The organism is Streptomyces sp. NBC_01571 (assembly GCF_026339875.1).
In the GTDB taxonomy this organism is placed as follows: domain Bacteria; phylum Actinomycetota; class Actinomycetes; order Streptomycetales; family Streptomycetaceae; genus Streptomyces.
Genome location: NZ_JAPEPZ010000001.1, coordinates 2,601,063 through 2,620,510, shown reverse-complemented (window position 1 = coordinate 2,620,510; position 19,448 = coordinate 2,601,063). Strand labels below are relative to the sequence as shown.

18 protein-coding genes are annotated in these 19,448 nt (G+C 72.9%); 13 read left to right on the top strand and 5 right to left on the bottom strand.

Features of this window, described 5'->3' with window-relative positions:
• Nucleotides 1–31 precede the first annotated feature (31 nt).
• Both OHB41_RS11825 and OHB41_RS11820 read right to left on the bottom strand, forming a co-directional pair.
• On the bottom strand, nucleotides 32–715 hold the full coding sequence (locus tag OHB41_RS11825) for a gamma-glutamyl-gamma-aminobutyrate hydrolase family protein (RefSeq protein WP_266697859.1): 684 nt from the start codon (nucleotides 713–715) through the stop codon (nucleotides 32–34).
• A gap of 97 nt (nucleotides 716–812) precedes the next feature.
• On the bottom strand, nucleotides 813–1,559 hold the full coding sequence (locus OHB41_RS11820; protein ID WP_266705795.1) for a FadR/GntR family transcriptional regulator: 747 nt from the start codon (nucleotides 1,557–1,559) through the stop codon (nucleotides 813–815).
• 96 nt (nucleotides 1,560–1,655) lie between these two features.
• Between OHB41_RS11820 and OHB41_RS11815 the strand changes: the two genes are divergently transcribed.
• The 5 genes from OHB41_RS11815 (at nucleotide 1,656) to OHB41_RS11795 (ending at nucleotide 7,542) form a co-directional block, all read left to right on the top strand.
• Nucleotides 1,656–3,026, top strand: coding sequence for a glutamine synthetase family protein (locus OHB41_RS11815; RefSeq protein WP_266697857.1), 1,371 nt, complete (start codon nucleotides 1,656–1,658; stop codon nucleotides 3,024–3,026).
• An 86-nt stretch (nucleotides 3,027–3,112) separates the two neighbouring features.
• Nucleotides 3,113–4,468 (top strand): aldehyde dehydrogenase family protein, encoded by a 1,356-nt coding sequence (locus OHB41_RS11810; protein ID WP_266705793.1) that lies wholly within the window; start codon nucleotides 3,113–3,115, stop codon nucleotides 4,466–4,468.
• Nucleotides 4,469–4,533: 65 nt separating this feature from the next.
• Entirely contained in the window at nucleotides 4,534–5,301 is a 768-nt protein-coding gene (locus tag OHB41_RS11805) for a 3-oxoacyl-ACP reductase (RefSeq protein ID WP_266705791.1), read from the top strand.
• A 24-nt stretch (nucleotides 5,302–5,325) separates the two neighbouring features.
• The gene (locus OHB41_RS11800) at nucleotides 5,326–6,582 is read left to right on the top strand and encodes a haloacid dehalogenase-like hydrolase (protein WP_266697855.1); all 1,257 of its coding nucleotides are present in this window, start codon (nucleotides 5,326–5,328) and stop codon (nucleotides 6,580–6,582) included.
• 42 nt (nucleotides 6,583–6,624) lie between these two features.
• A complete protein-coding gene (locus tag OHB41_RS11795) occupies nucleotides 6,625–7,542 on the top strand; it encodes a DUF2510 domain-containing protein (protein ID WP_266697854.1) in 918 nt (305 codons plus the stop codon).
• A 12-nt stretch (nucleotides 7,543–7,554) separates the two neighbouring features.
• Here the strand turns inward: OHB41_RS11795 and OHB41_RS11790 are convergent, their stop codons facing one another.
• Nucleotides 7,555–8,757, bottom strand: coding sequence for an amino acid deaminase/aldolase (locus tag OHB41_RS11790; protein WP_266697852.1), 1,203 nt, complete (start codon nucleotides 8,755–8,757; stop codon nucleotides 7,555–7,557).
• A gap of 1,571 nt (nucleotides 8,758–10,328) precedes the next feature.
• Here OHB41_RS11790 and OHB41_RS11785 point away from each other — a divergent pair.
• Both OHB41_RS11785 and mycP read left to right on the top strand, forming a co-directional pair.
• Entirely contained in the window at nucleotides 10,329–11,312 is a 984-nt protein-coding gene (locus tag OHB41_RS11785) for a hypothetical protein (RefSeq protein ID WP_266697850.1), read from the top strand.
• Nucleotides 11,309–12,517 carry a type VII secretion-associated serine protease mycosin gene (gene mycP / locus OHB41_RS11780; protein WP_266697848.1) on the top strand — a complete coding sequence of 403 codons (1,209 nt, stop codon included), beginning with the start codon at nucleotides 11,309–11,311 and terminating at the stop codon, nucleotides 12,515–12,517. The genes OHB41_RS11785 and mycP overlap by 4 nt, the downstream gene beginning before the upstream one ends.
• A gap of 52 nt (nucleotides 12,518–12,569) precedes the next feature.
• Here mycP and OHB41_RS11775 read toward each other — a convergent pair whose 3' ends face one another.
• Nucleotides 12,570–13,535 carry a serine hydrolase gene (locus tag OHB41_RS11775; protein WP_266697846.1) on the bottom strand — a complete coding sequence of 322 codons (966 nt, stop codon included), beginning with the start codon at nucleotides 13,533–13,535 and terminating at the stop codon, nucleotides 12,570–12,572.
• Nucleotides 13,536–13,684: 149 nt separating this feature from the next.
• Here OHB41_RS11775 and OHB41_RS11770 point away from each other — a divergent pair, with 149 nt between their 5' ends.
• Nucleotides 13,685–14,416 carry an SseB family protein gene (locus OHB41_RS11770; RefSeq protein WP_266697844.1) on the top strand — a complete coding sequence of 244 codons (732 nt, stop codon included), beginning with the start codon at nucleotides 13,685–13,687 and terminating at the stop codon, nucleotides 14,414–14,416.
• Nucleotides 14,417–14,500: 84 nt separating this feature from the next.
• Here the strand turns inward: OHB41_RS11770 and OHB41_RS11765 are convergent, their stop codons facing one another.
• Nucleotides 14,501–14,857, bottom strand: a complete 357-nt coding sequence (locus tag OHB41_RS11765; RefSeq protein WP_168527253.1) for a DUF1844 domain-containing protein — start codon at nucleotides 14,855–14,857, stop codon at nucleotides 14,501–14,503.
• Nucleotides 14,858–15,213: 356 nt separating this feature from the next.
• Here OHB41_RS11765 and infC point away from each other — a divergent pair, with 356 nt between their 5' ends.
• The 5 genes from infC (at nucleotide 15,214) to OHB41_RS11740 (ending at nucleotide 19,281) form a co-directional block, all read left to right on the top strand.
• Nucleotides 15,214–15,951, top strand: coding sequence for a translation initiation factor IF-3 (gene infC, locus OHB41_RS11760; protein WP_266705789.1), 738 nt, complete (start codon nucleotides 15,214–15,216; stop codon nucleotides 15,949–15,951).
• 154 nt (nucleotides 15,952–16,105) lie between these two features.
• Nucleotides 16,106–16,300 carry a 50S ribosomal protein L35 gene (gene rpmI, locus OHB41_RS11755; RefSeq protein ID WP_003947156.1) on the top strand — a complete coding sequence of 65 codons (195 nt, stop codon included), beginning with the start codon at nucleotides 16,106–16,108 and terminating at the stop codon, nucleotides 16,298–16,300.
• Nucleotides 16,301–16,395: 95 nt separating this feature from the next.
• Nucleotides 16,396–16,779, top strand: a complete 384-nt coding sequence (gene rplT / locus OHB41_RS11750) for a 50S ribosomal protein L20 (RefSeq protein ID WP_148007733.1) — start codon at nucleotides 16,396–16,398, stop codon at nucleotides 16,777–16,779.
• Nucleotides 16,780–17,148: 369 nt separating this feature from the next.
• Complete coding sequence (locus OHB41_RS11745) at nucleotides 17,149–18,009, top strand: TrmH family RNA methyltransferase (RefSeq protein WP_266697838.1); 861 nt, start codon at nucleotides 17,149–17,151, stop codon at nucleotides 18,007–18,009.
• Nucleotides 18,010–18,102: 93 nt separating this feature from the next.
• Complete coding sequence (locus tag OHB41_RS11740; RefSeq protein WP_266697836.1) at nucleotides 18,103–19,281, top strand: sensor histidine kinase; 1,179 nt, start codon at nucleotides 18,103–18,105, stop codon at nucleotides 19,279–19,281.
• Nucleotides 19,282–19,448 lie beyond the last annotated feature (167 nt).

Below are 19,448 nucleotides of genomic sequence, written 5' to 3'. Positions count from 1 at the left end.
CGGCTCGCGCCGGCGCTCGTGCGGTGTCGGCTCAGGACGCGGCCCGCACCAGCGCCCGTACGACCCGGAGGTCCTCCCCCATCTCCGGGTGCCACTGCACGCCCAGCACCCAGTCGGGGCGCGGTAGTTCGACCGCCTCGACGGTGCCGTCCGCGGCGTGCGCCGACGCCGTCAGGCCTTGTCCGAGACGTTCCACCGCCTGGTGGTGGTAGGTCGGCACGGCGCAGGCCTCCGGCGCGATCTCCGCGTACAGAGAGCCCGGTACGGGTGTCACGTCGTGCCGGCCGAAGACCCCGACGTCCTTCACATGGCCCTCGATGTGCTGGACGAGGGTGCCGCCGAGGGCGACGTTGAGGAGCTGCATGCCCCGGCAGATGCCGAGCAGCGGGGTCCCGGCGTCCAGCGCGGCGCGGATCAGGGCGAGTTCCCAGGCGTCGCGCCGGGGAGCGGGCGGACCCGTTCGCGGGGAGCGCTCGGCGTCGTAGTGGAGCGGGTCGACGTCCGGGCCGCCCGCGACGACGAGCGCGTCGAGACGGGCGACCGCCGAGGCCGCCAGCGAGGGCTCGTCCGGCGGCAGCAGCGCGGCGAGCCCCCCGGACCGCTGGACCAGCCGCGGATAGCCGGCCGGCAGCAGCACGGCCTCCAGCTCCCACACGCCCCAGCGCGCCCCGGACTCCAGATACGTGCTCACGCCGATCAGCGGTCTGCTGCCCACTCTGCGCTCCCTGTCGGATCCAATGGAACGGAATCATGCCTTTGGTGGATGCTCTCACCTCGCGGGGCGGGCGGCGGGGCATCACGCCACCCGGCGCTCACGCCAGGAAGCCCCGCAGCAGCGCGGCCGTTCCCGCGCAGTGCTCGCGCATCATCTCCCGTGCCCCGTCCGCGTCCCCGTCGAGCACCGCCTCGACCAGCGCGGTGTGCTGGCGCTGGGAATGCTCCAGGTTCCGTACCAAGAGCGGAATGCAGTCGAGCAGGTCGTTGACGGAGGCGCGGACGGCCGCGTACTGGGCCGTCAGCGACGGGGAGCCGGCCAGCTCCGCGAGGGTGAGATGGAGCATCGTGTCCAGGCGCCGGTAGTCGGCGAGCGGCGCGTCATGGGTGCGGGCGAGCGCCTCGCGCAGCCTGCCGGCCCGGTCCTCGTCGAGTCCGTGCGCGGCGCACAGTCCGGCCGCGCCCACCTCCAGCACCTCCCGGAAGCGCAGCACGTCCTCGATGTCGACCCCCGCGGTCCGGCGCCGCAGTTCGTCCTGGCCGGGGGCCGTGGCCTTCGGCCGTACGAACGTGCCGCCGTAGCGCCCGCGCCGCGACTCGACCAGACCCTGGTCCTGCAGCACCTTCAGCACCTCGCGCAGGGTCACCCGGCTGATCCCGAGCCGCTCCGCCAGCTCCCGTTCGGCGGGCAGCCGTTCCCCGGCCGGCACCAGGCCGAGCCGGACCACCTGGAGGATCTGCTCCAGCGCCTCCTCGAAGCCGTTGCCCGCCCGCACCGGGCGCAGCACCGGCGCCAGCCCGTCCCCCGCGCTTCCCTGACCACGGTCAGGACCCGCCTGTGTCATCCGGTCGTGCCCCCTTCCCATGGTCGTGCCCCCTTCCCAAGCAATGGTTCTCGGCAATACCTTATGGCTCTCGGCTGACCCAAGGAGGCTTTTCCGGTGGCAGACCGCACACCCCCGCTCGCTGTCGAGGAACTGCGCGCCCTCGTCGCGGGCGGCGAGATCGACACCGTCGTCCTGGCCTTCCCCGACATGCAAGGACGCCTCCAGGGCAAGCGGTTCGCCGCGCGCTTCTTCCTGGAGGAGGTCCTCGAACACGGCACCGAGGGCTGCAACTACCTCCTCGCCGTCGACACCGAGATGAACACCGTCGACGGCTACGCCATGTCCTCGTGGGAGCGGGGCTACGGTGACTTCGCCATGCACCCCGACCTCGGCACCCTGCGGCGCGTCCCCTGGAACGCGGGCACCGCCCTGCTCATCGCCGACCTCGCCTGGAACGACGGTTCGCCGGTGGTGGCGGCCCCCCGCCAGATCCTGCGCCGTCAGCTCGACCGGCTCGCGGAACGGGGCCTGACCGCCCAGGTCGGCACCGAACTCGAGTTCATCGTCTTCAAGGACACCTACGAGCAGGCCTGGGACGCCCGGTACCGGGGCCTCACCCCGGCGAACCAGTACAACATCGACTACTCGGTGCTCGGGACCGGCCGTATCGAGCCGCTGCTGCGCCGCATCCGCAACGAGATGCAGGCCGCGGGCCTGACCGTCGAGTCCGCCAAGGGCGAGTGCAACCCGGGCCAGCACGAGATCGCCTTCAAGTACGACGAGGCCCTCGTCACCTGCGACCAGCACGCCGTCTACAAGACCGGCGCCAAGGAGATCGCCTCCCAGGAGGGCGTCTCGCTCACCTTCATGGCGAAGTACGACGAGCGCGAGGGCAACTCCTGCCACATCCACCTCTCGCTCGCGGACGCCGACGGCACGAACGTGATGGCCGGCTCCCCCCAGGACCCCGGCGGCATGTCCGAGACCATGCGCCGGTTCCTCGCCGGACAGCTCGCCGCGCTCAGGGACTTCTCGCTCCTCTACGCGCCCAACATCAACTCGTACAAGCGCTTCCAGCCCGGCTCCTTCGCGCCGACCGCCGTCGCCTGGGGGTACGACAACCGCACCTGCTCCCTGCGCGTCGTCGGTCACGGCCGCTCGATGCGCTTCGAGAACCGGCTGCCCGGCGGCGACGTCAACCCGCACCTGGCCGTCGCCGGACTCGTCGCGGCAGGCCTGTACGGCATCGAGCACAAGCTCGAACTGCCCGAGGCGTGCGCCGGGAACGCGTACACCGCGGCGTACGAGCACGTGCCGACCACCCTGCGCGAGGCCGCCGAGCTCTGGGAGAACAGCCCCATCGCCCGGGCCGCCTTCGGCGACGAGGTGGTCGCGCACTACCGCAACATGGCGCGCGTCGAGCTGGAGGCCTTCGACGCCGCGGTGACCGACTGGGAGCTGCGCCGCTCCTTCGAACGCATGTGAGGTCCTTCTTGTCGCACGAGTCGCACCAGTCGCACGGGACGCATGAGACGCACGAGTCCCCGCTCCACGGCGGCCACGAGCTCCACGTGCTCGACCCGGCCACCGAGGAGGTCGTCGCCACCGTCCCGGCCGCCACCGCGGCCGACGTGGACGCCGCCGTCCAGCGGGCGGGCCGGGCGCAGCTCCGGTGGACCGCGCTGGCCCCCGGTGACCGGGCCCGGCTCCTCCGCCGGTTCGCCGTCGTCGTCGACGAACACCGTGAGGAACTCGCCCGGCTCGAGGTCCGCGAGGCCGGGCACACCATCGGCAACGCCCGCTGGGAGGCGGGCAACGTCCGTGATCTGCTCGACTACGCGGCCGGGGGAGTGGAGCGGCTGACCGGCCGCCAGATCCCCGTCCCGGGCGGCCTCGACGTCACCCTCCTCGAACCCCTCGGTGTCGTGGGCGTCATCGCGCCCTGGAACTTCCCGATGCCGATCGCGGCCTGGGGCACCGCCCCGGCGCTGGCGGCCGGCAACGCGGTCGTTCTCAAGCCCGCCGAGACGACCCCCCTGACGGCACTGCGGCTGGCCGAACTCGCCCTGGAGGCAGGTCTCCCGGAGCACCTGCTGCAGGTGCTTCCCGGAGCGGGCCCCGTCGCGGGCAACGCGCTGGTCGAGCACCCCGGCGTCGCGAAGATCGTCTTCACGGGGTCCACGATCGTGGGCAAACAGGTGTTGGCGAAGGGCGCGGCCCTCCTCAAACGCGTCACCCTGGAGCTCGGCGGCAAGAGCCCCAACATCGTCTTCGCCGACGCCGACATCGAGGCCGCCGCGGCCGCCGCCCCGATGTCCTTCCTCGACAACTCCGGCCAGGACTGCTGTGCCCGCACCCGCATCCTCGTCCAGCGCTCCGTGTACGAGCGCTTCCTCGGGCTCCTCGCCCCCGCGATCGAGTCCGTCGTGGTCGGCGACCCGTCCGACGAGGCGACGCAGATGGGCCCGCTGATCTCCCGGGCGCAGCTGGAGCGCGTCCGGTCGTACGTCCCCGCCGACCTCCCCGGCATCCGCGGGAAGGCCCCCGAAGGTCCCGGCTTCTGGTTCCCGCCCACCGTCCTCACCGACGTCGAGCCGCACGCCCGGGTGGCCGTCGAGGAGGTCTTCGGTCCGGTCGCCGTGGTCCTGCCCTTCGAGGACGAGGCGGACGCGGTCCGGCTCGCCAACGCCACCGACTACGGCCTCGCGGGCTCCGTCTGGACCCGTGACGTCGGGCGGGCGCTGCGCGTCTCGGGAGCCGTCCGCGCCGGCAACCTCTCCGTCAACTCCCACTCCAGCGTCCGCTACTGGACCCCCTTCGGCGGCTTCAAGCAGTCGGGGATCGGCCGCGAGCTCGGCCCGGACGCGCTCACCGCCTTCACCGAGACCAAGAACGTCTTCATCAGCACGGAGGGCCCCGCACAGTGACCGAAGCCACCGCAGGTACCGAGGCGTCCGCAGGTACCGAAGCGTCCGAAGCCACCGCAGGGAACATCTGCCGCCGCCTGGTCGGCCGCACCGCCGTCATCACCGGCGCCGGCAGCGGCATCGGACTCGCCACCGCGCGCCGGCTCGCCTCCGAGGGCGCCCACGTCGTCTGCGGCGACGTCGACGAGGTCCGCGGCAAGGCCGCCGCCGACGAGGTCGGCGGGATCTTCGTCAAGGTCGACGTCACCGACCCCGACCAGGTCGAGGCGCTCTTCAAGGCGGCCTACGACACGTACGGCTCGGTCGACATCGCCTTCAACAACGCGGGCATCTCGCCGCCCGACGACGACTCCATCCTGGACACCGGCCTGGAGGCCTGGAAGCGCGTCCAGGAGGTCAACCTCACCTCCGTCTACCTGTGCTGCAAGGCCGCGATCCCCTACATGCGCCGCCAGGGCAGGGGCTCCATCATCAACACGGCGTCCTTCGTGGCCCGGATGGGCGCGGCGACCTCCCAGATCTCGTACACGGCCTCCAAGGGCGGCGTGCTGGCCATGTCCCGCGAGCTGGGTGTGCAGTTCGCCCGCGAAGGCATCCGGGTCAACGCACTGTGCCCCGGACCGGTCAACACCCCGCTCCTGCAGGAGCTGTTCGCCAAGGACCCCGAGCGCGCCGCGCGCCGTCTCGTCCACATCCCGGTCGGCCGGTTCGCCGAGGCCGAGGAGATCGCCGCGGCGGTCGCCTTCCTCGCCAGCGACGACTCCTCCTTCGTGAACGCCTCCGACTTCCTGGTGGACGGAGGGATCTCGGGCGCGTACGTCACGCCCCTGTAGACCACGCCGGTGTATGCACGACCCATGCGATTCCGATCCGTCCGTGCCGCTCTCGTATGGGCCCTGGTCGCGGCCGCCACCCCGGCGGCCGCGACCGCCGCCCCCTCCGGGCCCCGCGCCGACTGCCCGCGGCTCACGGGGAGCTGGTACGGCGACAACCGCGCCCGCCTGCAACGGCTGATCGACACGCGAGGCACCTGCTCCGGGAGCGGGAACACCCCCGTCGCCGCGTTCGACTGGGACAACACGGTCACCAAGAACGACGTCACCGACACCACCCTCGCCTGGATCCTGCGGCACGACCGGATCCTGCGGCCGGCGCGCTGGAAGGACACCAGCGAGTGGCTCACCGACGCGGCCGACCGGGCCCTGACCACCGCCTGCGGCACCGCCACCCCCGTGGGTGCTCCCCTCACCACCTCGGCCGGCCCCCGCTGCGCCGACGAGATCCTCGAGATCCGCGAGACCGGGCGGACGATGAGCGGCGCCGCCGCCTTCGCCGGGGACTGGAACCGCCGGCGCACCGTTCCCCAGTACGCCTGGGTGCCCCAGCTCCTCGCCGGACACACCGTCGCCGAACTGACCTCCTACGCCCGCCGTGCCCGTACCGAGGCCCTGGCGGCGCCCGTCGGTTCGACCCGCACCGTGGGCACGCACACCCTTCCGGCGTACGTCCGTCAGTACACGCAGCAGCGCGACCTGATCCGTACGCTCCAACGGGCCGGTTTCGACGTCTACATCGTCTCGGCGGGCTCCGAACCGGTCACCGAGGTCTGGTCGCGCGGCGTCGGCGTCGACGCACGGCACACCATCGCCATCCGGTCCGTCCTCGACCGGCACGGGCGGATCACCCCCTGGAACCAGGGCTGCGGCGGCGTACCGGCGACCCGGGGCGAGGCCATCCCCTACATCGACGGCAAGCGCTGCTGGATCAACCAGGAGATCTACGGTGTCCACGGCGCCGCGGCCTGGCAGCGGCAGGACCCGCACCACCGTGTCGCGCTCGCGGCCGGCGACGCGGACACCGACGTCACCTTCGTCGGGGACGCCACCGGCGCGCATCTCGTGCTCAACCGCAACAAGAACGAACTCATGTGCCGGGCCTACGACGACGCCGACGGCCGCTGGCTGATCAATCCCATGTTCATCGAGCCGCTGCCGCGCAGGCCGGAGCCGTACCCGTGCTCGACGAGCGCCTACAACGCGACCGACGGCGGCGGGGAACCCGTCCTGAGGGACGACGGTTCGGTCGTACCCGACCAGAAGGACTCCGTCCACTGAACACCATGTACTGACGTTCGGGGCGCGTCCTAGAGTGCGGGGATGAGCATGACGCCCCCGCCCGGCTGGTACCGCGACCCGTCGTACCCGCTCGTCGAGCGCTGGTGGGACGGCACCGCGTGGACCGATCACCGGCGGCAGCCCGGGTCCGTCCCGGTGCCCCTCGCCCCACCGGAACCGGCCGGCCACGGCCCCGGCCGCGCCAGGGCCGTGGCGCTCGTCGCCGCCGGAGCCGTACTCGTCACCTCGATCGTCACGGGCGTCTTCGTCCTCGGCGACGACGGAGGGGGCGCCGCGGCGGCACGGACCACACCGCCCGCCACCCCCTCCGCACCTCCGGGGGCGCTCCCCCCGACCGGCGCCTCCTCCGCCGCACCGCACTCCGGCGGCGCGTCCGTCGTCGTGGACGAGCTCAACGGCATCACGCTGCCGCTGCCCAAGGGCTGGGTCGCACCCGGCGACGTCGCCGAGGACGACCTCGTGATGACCACCCCCGGAACGTACGACTGCCCCGGCGACCCCGGCCTGTGCCGCCACGGCAGGGTCGTCTCGCGCACCGTCACGGCCAACTCCGAACGCTCCCCGAAGGCCCTCGCCGAGCAGGACATCGACGACGCCGCGAACACCGCCTACGACCGTGACGTGCTCGGCAGCCGCCCCTTCCGGGGCATCACGTCCCACCGGCTCCTGAAAGCGGGCTCGGTCGCCGTCGCGGGCCGCGCCGGCTACCTGGTGCGCTGGCGGGTCCGGACCGGGGTGGGACCGGGCGGATACGTCGAGTCGCTGGCGTTCGCCTCCAGCGTGGGCTCGGAGTCGCCCGTCATCGTCCGCTTCGCCTTCGACGCCGGCGCCGACGGACCGCCGCTCGCCGACATGGACCGGATCACCGAAGGGATCCGGCCGACGGGCGACGCGGGCACCGGCGGGGGAGTGGGCAGCAGCATCGGCCCCTCCCGGTAGCGGTCCCGCGCCTCAGAGGAAGGTCCGGCCCTCTCCGCGGTACGTCGGTACGGTCGCCGTCACCTCGTCGCCCTCCACCAGGTGCAGCGCCTCGAACCGCTCGCACAGCTCCCCGGCCTTGGCGTGCCGGAACCACACCCTGTCACCGATGAGCAGGTCGTCCGCGGGGGAGCCGAGCAGCGGGGTCTGCACCTCGCCCGGCCCCTCCTGCGGGTCGTACCGCAGCCCCTCCGGAAGGTAGGGCACCGGGAGCCGGTCGGGACCGGCCGCCCCCGAGGCCGGATAGCCGCCGCCGAGCACCGTGACGACCCCGACACCGGGCCGGCGCACGACGGGCTGCGCGAAGAGCGCGGCGGGACGTCCGCTGAAGGACGTGTAGTTGTCGAACAGCCGGGGAACGTAGAGCCCGGAGCCCGCCGCGATCTCGGTCACCGCGTCCTCGGCGGCCGTCTGCTGCACACTGCCGGTGCCCCCGCCGTTGACGAACTCCAGGCCCGGCGCCACCGCGCGTACCGCGCGGACGACCTCGGCGCGCCGCCCCGCGAGCTCCTTGCGGGCGGTGGCCTGCATGAGCCTGACGGCGCGCGAGCGGAAGGGCCGCCCCGCGACGGCGTCGCCGACGCCCGCGATGTGGCCCTCGTACGCCATGATCCCCACCAGCTCGAAGCCGGGCCGGCCGACGACGGCCCGCGCCATCTCGGCGACCTGCTCGGCCGAGTGCAGCGGCGAGCGCAGCGCCCCGACCCGGACCCGGCCGCCGAGCAGCTTGAGCGAGGTGTCCAACTCCAGGCAGACCCGCACGACTTCGGTGCCGCCCCGGCGGGCCTCGTCGATGAGACGGAGCTGGGCGGGGTCGTCGACCATGACGGTGACGGCGGCGGCGAGCTTGGGGTCGCCGGTCAGCTCCGCGTACCCCGCGGTGTCCACCGACGGATAGGCGAGCAGGACGTCGTCGAAACCGGAGCGGGCCAGCCAGATCGACTCGGCGAGGGTGAAGGACATGATTCCCGCGAAGCCGTCCCGGGCCAGGACGCGTTCGAGCAGGGCCCGGCAGCGTACGGACTTGCTGGCGACCCGGACCGGCTTTCCGCCGGCCCTGCGGACGAGGTCGTCCGCGTTCGCGTCGAAGGCCTCCAGGTCCACGATCGCGAGAGGGGCGTCGAGGTGAGCGGTGGCCCGGTCGAAGCGGGCCCGGTCTGCGGCGCGGGCAGTCATGACCGAAGCCTGCCAGACTCGATTACCGCAGGGTAGGGGGACGTTCCGGGCAGATGCCCCGGGGTCTCGGACTGGTTCCCTCCAGGCCCACGTCAACCCGTAGAGTGACGCGGACGAGGGGCGAGCGACCTTGTCCGGGCGGCGCCTGCCCGGGATGACGGTCCGTCGGCGCGGGTATGCGTGTCCCGTGACGGATGAGTCGCCGGGGTGGTCCCTTACGTACAGGTGGACGGCCCGGCGGACTCCGGTCCTGATCGGTTGCCCGGGCACGAGGAAACGGGGGGTGCATGAGCACGGAAGCGCGTCGCGCCTCCATCCCGCCGCGCCCGGCCGTCCCACCCCGCCCGGAAGAGCCGCCCGCCACGGGCCGATCCCCCGAGGGGGACCGGACTCCCGAAGGGACGGGGTCTCCCGAAACGACAGCGACGGGCGCAGGGACGGCGCCTCACAAAGAGGCCGGGTCCCGCACGGACCACGGCACCGCGGCACACCGCCCGCCGGCCGCACCGGCGTCCGGCCCGGAGCGGTCGTCCGGGCCGAGCGACGCGGGATTCTTCCGACGGACGCCCCGGGACCGTTCCGAGCGCGACCCCGAGAGCGGGGACGCCGGTCCGTCACGTCCGGAGCGGTCACCGGAGCCGGGTGACGCGGGGCTCTTCCGACCGGCGCGACCGGGACGTGCCGAGCGTGCCTCCGAGAGCCGGGACGCCGCCCCGTTCCTGACCGAGCGGTACCCGGCGCGGGCGGACACGGTGCCGCCCCGGCCGGCGACGCCCCCTCGGGCCGGCGCGCAAAAAGACGCCGGGCCCGGTCGTCCGGTGGCCCCGCCCGGGTCCGGGACCTCGCCCACCGGCGGGGAAGCGATGCCGCAGCGTCCGGCGGCCCCGCCGTGGCCCGAGCGGTCCCCCGAGACGAGCTCCGCGGTGCCGCCCCGCCCCGACCACCCTCCTACGGGGGCCACTTGGCGACCCCGTCCGGCGGAACCCGTGGGCGGGGAGCCCTGGTCGCTGCCCAGCCCCGAGGAACCGCCCCCGGCGACCGTCCCGCGCCCCGGCGGTGACCTCCGGGGACAGACACCGGGCGGCTCCGCCGTCGACGAGGCGTCCGGCTCCCGTGGGACGTTGGCGTCGGGCGCCCACAAGGACGCCGGCCCGCACGCGGACGGCGGATCCCGTACGTCGTCACGGCCCTTCCGGCTCCTTCCGGACCCCTCTTCGGCGGCCTCGGGAACCCCGGAGGCTTCGGGGTCCACAGGGTCCACGGGGATCTGGGGGTCCGCAGGGTTCTCCGGGCCCTCGGCCTCCGACGGGTCCACGGGGGGTTCCGGGCCCACCGGGTCCTCCCCGGAGATCCTGTCCCCTTCCGTGTCCGCTTCCCCTTCCGCGTCAGCATCAGCATCAGCGCCGAGTGTCACCCACACCCCCGAACCCCCGCGTGCCCCGGCCCCGAACCGCGAGACGGTCCGTCCGCGCGTCCCCGGCCGCCGTACCGCCCCCACGAACCCGCCCCCGCCCCCGCCCCCTGCCTCCGCCCGTTTCCCCGACGCGCCACCCGCCGCGCCGCGGTCCGGCGTGCCCGACGACGGGATCACGGAGACGACCGGACGGCTGCGGCCCACCCCGGGGCGTACGCCCGCCGAACCCGCCACCCCCGCCGGCCCGGCGCCGGGCACCGGACGCCCCTTCGTGTCGTTCGCGGAGCCCGGGACCAGCGACGGCTTCGGCGGTTTCGACACCTTCGACAGCTATGACCCCCTCGACCAGGCCACCACGCGCCTGCGCCCCGTCCGCACCCGGATCCGCACCCGGCCCCGGCTCGTCGCCGCCGCGGCCTGTCTCGTGCTGGGCCTCGGGCTCATCGGCGGTGCGGTGACCGGGAGTTGGCTCACCGGGGACAGCGCGGGCGCGGACGGCGCGCTCAGCTCTTTCACGGCGGCCGGCGGCCTGTGGCACAGCGTGCCCGTGGACCAGCTCTTCCCGCCCACCGTCGACGGCCAGGGCGCCGGACCCGGCGGCGCCGACCGCACCTGGACCCGTATCGCCGTCGCCCCGGACAGCGGCTGCGCCGACGCCTTCGACCCGCTCCTGCGCCAGGCCCTGGCTCCGGTCGGCTGTCTGCGGCTGCTGCGCGCCACCTACACCGATGTGACACGCAGTCAGGTCACCACCGTGGGACTGCTGTTCACCAAGGCGGACGCGGCGACCATGACATCCCTGAAGGCCCGCTTCCAGCAGCAGGGACTGGACCGGCGCACCGACCTGATGCCCCGTCCGTACCCCGTCAAGGACACCGTCGCGGCCGGGTTCGGCGACGCCCAGCGCGCGTCCTGGACGGTGTCGGTCCTCACCGACGCCCCCGTCGTCGTCTACGCCGTCTCCGGCTTCGCCGACGGACGCATCGTCACCGCCCCGCAGCCCGCCGCGGAGGCCGTGAAGCCCGGTGCGACGACGGCCCCGGCCCAGGCCGGCCTGGGCAACGACGCGCAGGGCCTCGCCGACCGCGTCGAGCGAAGCCTGCGCAGGACCGTCGGCTCGGCCTCGGAGAAGCCGTCATGACCCGCACCCCCACCCGCCGGGCCGCACTCCTCGGTGTCCTGCTGGCCGCCTCCCTCGCGCTGCTCCCGTCCACCACCGCGTACGCCGACGGCATACGGGCCCAGCAGTGGGCCCTCGACGCCATGCACACCCAGCAGGCCTGGCGCACGACCAAGGGCAGCGGCATCACCGTCGCGGTCCTCGACACGGGCGTCGACGACCAGCACCCTGACCTGGCCGGCAACGTACTCCCCGGCAAGGACATGGTCGGCTTCGGAGCACACCGCGGTGACCGCGCGTGGGCCCGGCACGGCACCGCCATGGCGGGGATCATCGCGGGTCACGGACACGGCGCGGGCCGAGGTGACGGCGTCCTCGGCATCGCACCCGAGGCGAAGATCCTCCCCGTCCGCGTCATCCTCGAGGACGGCGACTCCTCCCGTACGAGAGCACGCAGCACCCGCGGCAACGCCCTCGCCGAGGGCATCCGCTGGGCCGCCGACCACGGCGCCGACGTCATCAACCTCTCCCTCGGCGACGACTCCAAGTCCGCCCACCCCGAGCCCGCCGAGGACGCCGCCGTCCAGTACGCCCTGAGGAAGGGCGCCGCCGTGGTCGCCTCGGCCGGCAACGGCGGCGAGAAGGGCGACCACATCTCCTACCCGGCGGCCTACCCGGGCGTGATCGCCGCCGCGGCCGTCGACCGGTACGGCACCCACGCCTCGTTCTCCACCCGCCGCTGGTACGCCACCGTCAGCGCTCCCGGTGTCGACGTCGTCATCGCCGACCCGGACGACAGGTACTACGAGGGCTGGGGCACCAGTGCCGCCTCCGCCTTCGTCTCCGGCGCGGTCGCGCTCATCAAGGCGGCCCACCCGGGCCTTTCCCCGGCGCAGATCAAGAAGCTCCTGGAGGACACCGCCCGGAACGCTCCCGACGGCGGGCGTGACGACTCCCGCGGCTTCGGCTTCATCGACCCCGCGGCCGCCATCCAGGCGGCCGGGCGGCTCAAGGGGGAGGACCTGCACCCGGCGGCGTACGGCCGGAAGTACTTCGGCGCGGGCCCCGACGCACCCCGGGAGGACCACGAGGCCTCCGGCTGGGTGGGCCCGGTCGCGGGCGGGGCGGGCGTGGTCCTGCTGGCCGCCGCGGTGCTGCTGTGGAGAGGCCACGGGACCGGGGCACCGCTCCAGGGACTGCGGCGCCGCTCCAGGGGCCGGGGCTGAGGCACGGCTCCGCCGAGGCACCGCTCCAGGGACCGAGCGCCGCTCCGCGGACTCAGGTGGCGGAGAACGCGGAGACCGCCGCCCGTGCCGCCGCCTCCACCAGCGAAATCCCCTTCGCCTTGGTCGAGTTGCCGTCGGTCAGGGCCGCCACCAGATAGCGGTGGCCGGCGGCGGTGATCCGCCCGATGCTGTTGACGTCCCACAGCCCCGTCGTGCTGCGCGGCAGCCACCCGTTCTTCAGGGCCCACCCGGATCCGTCGGCCGCGGCCGAGACCCCCCACCGCTGGTCGGCGGCGATCTCGCCCATGAGCCCCTGGAGATACGTCCGCGAAGCCTCGGTGAGCTGCGAGTCGTCCCCGAACACCTGCTGGAGCAGGGCCAGTTGATCCGGGGCCGTGGTCCGGGTCAGCCCCCACAGCGCGCCGTCCCCGCCCGCGGTGCCGTTCAGGCCGAAGCGGTCGTTCGCCGCGTCGAGACCGTGCGCCTGCCCGATGGTGTCCCACAGGGCGGACGCTGACGCGTTGTCACTGTCGGTGATCATCGCGGTGGCGTACGTCTTCTCCTGAGCCGTCAGACGCCGGTCCGCGTCCTGCGCCTGGAGCAACAGCGTCGCCAGGATGTCGACCTTGACGATGCTCGCCGTGTCGAAGCTTCCCGCGCCGTACGCGGCGCTCTCCCCGGAGTCGAGGTCGAGCACCGCGACGGACACCTTGGCGCCGGGCGGCACGGTCACGGCCCCCATCCCCTTGGTGAGCAGCGCGGTGCGGTCCACCGAGGGCTCCGTGACGGGTTCCACCGAGGCCTCCCCGCTCGTCGGTTCCGATGCCGTCGGCGACGCGCCGGACGCCGCCGAGGAGGAGGATACGAGGCCACCGCCGTCGTGCGCCTGTGCCTTCACGTACACGGTTCCGGCCGCGGTACCGCCGACGAGCACGGCGGACGCCACCACCGCGTACAGGACGGTCCTTCGTCCGGAGGAGGGGCGGGCGCGCCGCCGACGAGCTCTGTGAGGGGCCATCCCGCGATGCTCGAGGCCTCGGCTGTGCCCGGCGTTAGGCGTGCGTGAAAGCTGTGTCAGCGGGAGCTGAGAATCCGGTGAGAGCTGTCACCACCAGGTTTCCGGGGCCGCACAAGCGCAGCAGCATCCCCCCGATAGGGTCGGGGACCGTGGCGAACAAGAACATTCCCGACTCCGGCTTCCCCGACGACGACGGCTCCACCGATCCCCGGCTGAGCGCGGCGCTCGCGGCCTGGGCCGAGGACCGCACCGCCGTGGGCCCGGTCCTGGAGGCGCTCAAGGGCGCCCGGCTGCTGGTGCCCGTCGTGGCCGTCCTCGGCGAGGTGGAGGAGGACGAGAACGGACTGCGCCACGAGAAGACCAGCGACATGGCGGTGCCGACCCTGAAGGCCGGAGGCCGTACGGCCCTGCCCGCCTTCACGTCCACCGAGACGCTGGCCCGCTGGGACCCCGCGGCGCGCCCGGTCGCCGTACCCCTGCACCAGGCCCTGCAGGCCGCCGCGCACGAGAAGGCCGACACGCTCGTCCTCGACCTGGCCGGCCCCGTCCCCTACGAGCTGACCGGGTCCGCGCTGCTGGCCCTCGCCGAAGGGCGCACTTCGGCGGACCCGCTCGCCGATCCCGCCGTGGTCGAGGCGGTACGCGCCGCCGTGGCCGCCGAGCCCGCCGTCGTGCGTGCCCACCTCGGCCCCGGCCGGGCGGACGGCACCCTCGCGCTCGTCCTGGACGCCTCCGCGACACCGGCCGAGGCCGCCCGGGCGGTCGCGGGCCGGCTGGCCGCCGACGAGACACTGAGGGCCCGCCTGGTGCGCGGCCTCGACCTGGCACTGCTGCCGGCCGGGACGACGCCACCCGGCGAGCCCCTGTACGTACGTCCGTAGAACGACACGCGCATGTGGAAGGACGCACGTCGCCGGAGAGCGGCAGGACGTGCGTCGGCGGAGAGCGGTAAGGGAGGGGACGGACTAGCCGTAGACGGGGCCCGTGTACTTCTCGCCGGGGCCCTGGCCGGGCTCGTCCGGGACCAGGGACGCCTCGCGGAACGCCAGCTGGAGCGACTTCAGGCCGTCGCGCAGCGGGGACGCGTGGAAGGAGCTGATCTCGGTGGCACTCGCGTCGAGCAGTCCGGCCAGCGCGTGGATCAGCTTCCGGGCCTCGTCGAGGTCCTTGTACTTGTCGCCCTCCTCGGTCAGACCGAGCTTCACGGCGGCGGCGCTCATCAGGTTGACCGCGACCGTCACGAGGACCTCGACCGCGGGGACCTCGGCGATGTCGCGGGTCATGCTGTCGAAGTCGGGGTTCTGGGGAGGGGTGTCACTCATGCCCCACACGATAGGTCCCGGGCGGTCGCCCGCCCCAGTTGGCCTCGGTTAGCCGATATCGGCCCGAGCTGCTAACCTTGTGTAACGACCGGCCGGACATGTATGTGCTCGGCCCACAAGTGGAGGCTCCGATCTCCCACCTGACTGTCCTCCGGGACGGCAGGTCACCCGGTCAGGCGGCCACCACCGTTCCGTACGGACGGTGGAGTCGCCCGAAAGTGCGCCCCGCGGTTGACCGCGGCGGTGCTCCGGTAGTCCATGGAGCCCCGCCTGTGTCCCGTCCGGGGCATTTTTCATGTGCCGCGGCGGTTGGTCCATTGTCATCAGAGACATACGCGGCTGTCCGCCAGACCGCCGTGTGGTGCTACCGAGGAGGATCCATCAGCACCGAGCCCCGCATCAACGACCGGATTCGCGTTCCCGAAGTGCGACTTGTCGGTCCCAGCGGCGAGCAGGTCGGGATTGTTCCGCTTGCCAAGGCCCTGGAGCTTGCGCAGGAGTACGACCTCGACCTGGTCGAGGTGGCGGCGAGCGCACGCCCGCCGGTCTGCAAGCTCATGGACTACGGGAAGTTCAAGTACGAGTCGGCCATGAAGGCCCGTGAGGCGCGCAAGAACCAGGCGCACACGGTCATCAAGGAAATGAAGCTCCGGCCGAAGATCGACCCGCACGACTACGACACCAAAAAGGGTCACGTCGTCCGGTTCCTCAAGCAGGGCGACAAGGTCAAGATCACGATCATGTTCCGCGGTCGCGAGCAGTCCAGGCCGGAGCTCGGCTACCGACTGCTGCAGCGTCTGGCTTCGGACGTCGAGGACCTCGGGTTCGTCGAGTCGAACCCGAAGCAGGACGGCCGAAACATGATCATGGTTCTCGGTCCGCACAAGAAGAAGACCGAGGCGATGGCCGAGGCCCGTGAGGCCCAGGCGGCTCGCAAGGCCGAAGCGAAGGCCAACCCCGGTCGCTCGCAGAACGCCGCCGACGGTGAGATTTCCGACACCGAGGGCGAGACCACCGAGGGCGAGACCACCGAGGGTGGGATCACCGAGGCCGAGACCGCCGAGGCCCCGGCCGAGGCTTCCGCCGAGGCCTGATCCCAGGGCGAAGGCTCCGGGGAGCCCGGGACGAGAGTCCTGGACCTCCCGGGAGACGAGTCAGGGGATGCCAACCGATACAGACATGACGTTCCACCGTGCCCGGTTTCGCGACCGGGCACCGGAACGCCACTGACGAGGAGAGAACGGCGCTATGCCGAAGAACAAGTCGCACAGCGGTGCCAGCAAGCGCTTCAAGATCACCGGCTCCGGCAAGGTGCTCCGTGAGCGCGCCGGCAAGCGCCACCTGCTCGAGCACAAGTCGTCCCGTCTGACGCGGCGCCTGACCGGCAACGCCGAGATGGCCCCGGGCGACGCCAAGAAGATCAAGAAGCTTCTCGGCAAGTGACGTACGGGCGCCTCGCCGCCGTACGTCAGGACCGGGACCCAATCGAATTCGGGCCGTGTGACCATCACCGCGGCCCCGCTACAAGGAGTTAACAAGTGGCACGCGTCAAGCGGGCAGTCAACGCCCACAAGAAGCGCCGGGCAATCCTCGAAGCCGCCAGCGGCTACCGCGGTCAGCGTTCGCGCCTGTACCGCAAGGCCAAGGAGCAGGTCACCCACTCCCTGGTCTACAACTACAACGACCGCAAGAAGCGCAAGGGCGACTTCCGTCAGCTGTGGATCCAGCGCATCAACGCCGCTGCCCGCGCCAACGGCATCACCTACAACCGCTTCATCCAGGGTCTGAAGGCCGCGAACATCGAGGTCGACCGCAAGATCCTGGCGGAGCTGGCCGTGAACGACGCCGGTGCGTTCGCCGCGCTCGTCGAGGTCGCGCAGAAGGCGCTGCCGGCGGACGTCAACGCGCCGAAGGCCGCGTGACGCTCGTACTGGCCTGAGCCGGACGTATCTGTGGACCCGCTTGCCTCACGGCTTGCGGGTCCCTGTGCGTTCGCGCTCCGCGGGTTCGGCGGGGGAGACGTGCCGTCCTCCCCGCGGGGTGCCCTCGGTTCTTCGGTGGGCCGTGTTCGGTGCGCGGTTCTTCGGTGCGTGGCTCTCTGCTCCGTGGCTCCGTGGCTCTGTGACGTCGGGTCGCCGGTCGTCCGGTCACCCCGCCGCCGGGCCGCCCGGCCACCCGCCCTCCCGCAAAGGTGCAGCCCGCGGCTCGTACACCGCTCGTACACCCCGCGGCCCGCGGGCCCGCAGCACGGACCGTCGTTCCACCCTTCGTAGACCCCCTGAGGTGACCCCATGCCCGCCGCCCCCGTCGAGCTGATCTCCCCGCGGTCGCCCCGCGTCTCCGCCGCGCGGCGGCTGGCCCGGCGGAACTTCCGGGGCAAGGAGCGGCTGTTCCTCGCCGAGGGCCCGCAGGCGGTGCGCGAGGCGGCGGCCCACCGTGTCGACGCGACCCCCACGCTCGTCGAACTGTTCGCCACCCCCGAAGCCGCGGAGCGCTACGCCGACATCGTCGGGGACGCCCGCGAGGCCGGCGCCCGTGTGCACCTCGCCGACGAGGAGGTGATCGCCGACATCTCGACCACCGTCACCCCGCAGGGCCTCGTCGGCGTCTGCCGGTTCCTCGACACCCCCTTCGAGGAGATCCTCGCGGCACGGCCCAGGCTCGTCGCGGTCCTCGCGCACGTCCGCGACCCCGGGAACGCCGGCACCGTGCTGCGGTGCGCGGACGCCGCGGGTGCCGAGGCCGTCGTCCTCACCGACGCCTCCGTCGACCTGTACAACCCCAAGGCCGTACGGGCCTCCGTGGGATCCCTGTTCCACCTGCCCGTCGCGGTCGGGATCCCGGTCGAGGACGCCGTACGGGGGCTGAAGGCCGCCGGTGTACGGATCCTCGCCGCGGACGGCGCCGGGCAGGACGACCTCGACGACGAGCTCGACGGGGGGACCATGGGCGGCCCCACCGCGTGGGTGTTCGGGAACGAGGCCTGGGGGCTCCCGGAGGAGACGCGCGCGCTGGCCGACGCCGTCGTGCGCGTCCCGATCCACGGAAAGGCCGAGAGTCTGAACCTGGCGACCGCCGCCGCCGTATGTCTCTACGCGTCCGCCCGTGCACAGCGTGCCTCCGGAGGGTGCCGCTCCGTCACTGACGGCTAGTAGGGTGACGGGCTCGGGGGACCTCCCCCAAGCTCTCGGCTTCGCTCGAGCAGGGAGGTGCCCCCACCGCCAGACGAGAGGTGGGATACGGGGATGGGTGTCGGCACGAGCGGTGCGAACGGCGCACCGCGCGCACGGGACGTGCGCGACGCGCCCGCGCCCCGGGGCGAGGAGCAACTCGGAGCCGGCCTCGGTGTCGACCCCGACGACCTGCCCGACGGACTCGTCGTCGCCGACGAGCACGGCCGGGTGATCTCCTTCAACGCCGCCGCCGCCCGCATCACCGCGGTCCCCGCGTCCGAGGCCCTCGGCCGGCAGCTGGAAGCGGCCCTCCCGCTCGAGGATCTCGAAGGCCGCCGGTGGTGGCAGCTGACCGACCCCTACGGCGGGCTCGCGATCCGCGTCGGCCAGCCCGAACGCAACCTGCTGCTGCCCGGCGGACGCGAGGTCCTGGTCTCCGCGCGGTACGTCCGCGGCCGGCCCACCGGGCCCGTCCGCCGCGTCGTCGTCTCGCTGCGCGACACCGAGGCCCGCCGCCGCACCGAGCGCAGCCACGCCGAACTGATCGCCACGGTCGCCCACGAACTGCGCTCCCCGCTCACCTCCGTCAAGGGTTTCACCGCCACGCTGCTCGCCAAGTGGGAACGCTTCACCGACGACCAGAAGAAGCTGATGCTGGAGACGGTGGACGCCGACGCGGACCGGGTCACCCGCCTCATCGCCGAGCTGCTCGACATCTCCCGCATCGACTCCGGGCGGCTCGAGGTGCGCCGCCAGCCCGTCGACATCGGCGCGGCCGTCGGCCGCCACATCCAGGCCTACGTCACCTCCGGCCAGCCCGCCGACCGTTTCCTGCTGCGCATCGAACAGCCGCTGCCCCCGCTGTGGGCCGACCCGGACAAGATCGACCAGGTGCTCAGCAACCTGCTCGAAAATGCGGTGCGCCACGGCGAGGGAACCGTCACCATTGACATCACGCCCTCGGCGTCCCCGCGGGAGCGGGAGGACGAAGCAACCGCCGCAACCGCCGCGCACGCCGCCACCTCGGTGACCGTGAGCGACGAGGGCACCGGCATCCCGGAGGAATCCATGAACCGCGTCTTCACCCGCTTCTGGCGGGGCAGCAAGCGCGGCGGCACGGGCCTCGGGCTGTACATCGTCAAGGGAATCGTCGAAGCCCACGGCGGTACGATCACGGTCGGCCGCGCCCCCGGCGGCGGCGCCGAGTTCCGATTTACGTTGCCCGTGAGCACCCCGGCGTATCTGCTGTAACGCCGACGAGGCCCCACGGGCGCACGCGCAGGGGAGCCCGGCCGGGACACGCAGTCCGGCACGGCCTCCCACCCCGTTAGACTCGGCCTTTGGCACCTTTGCGTCCCCGTTTCATGTTTCAGGGACGATGCGCGTCCCCCGAGTCGGGACGGGGACCATCCGCCAGC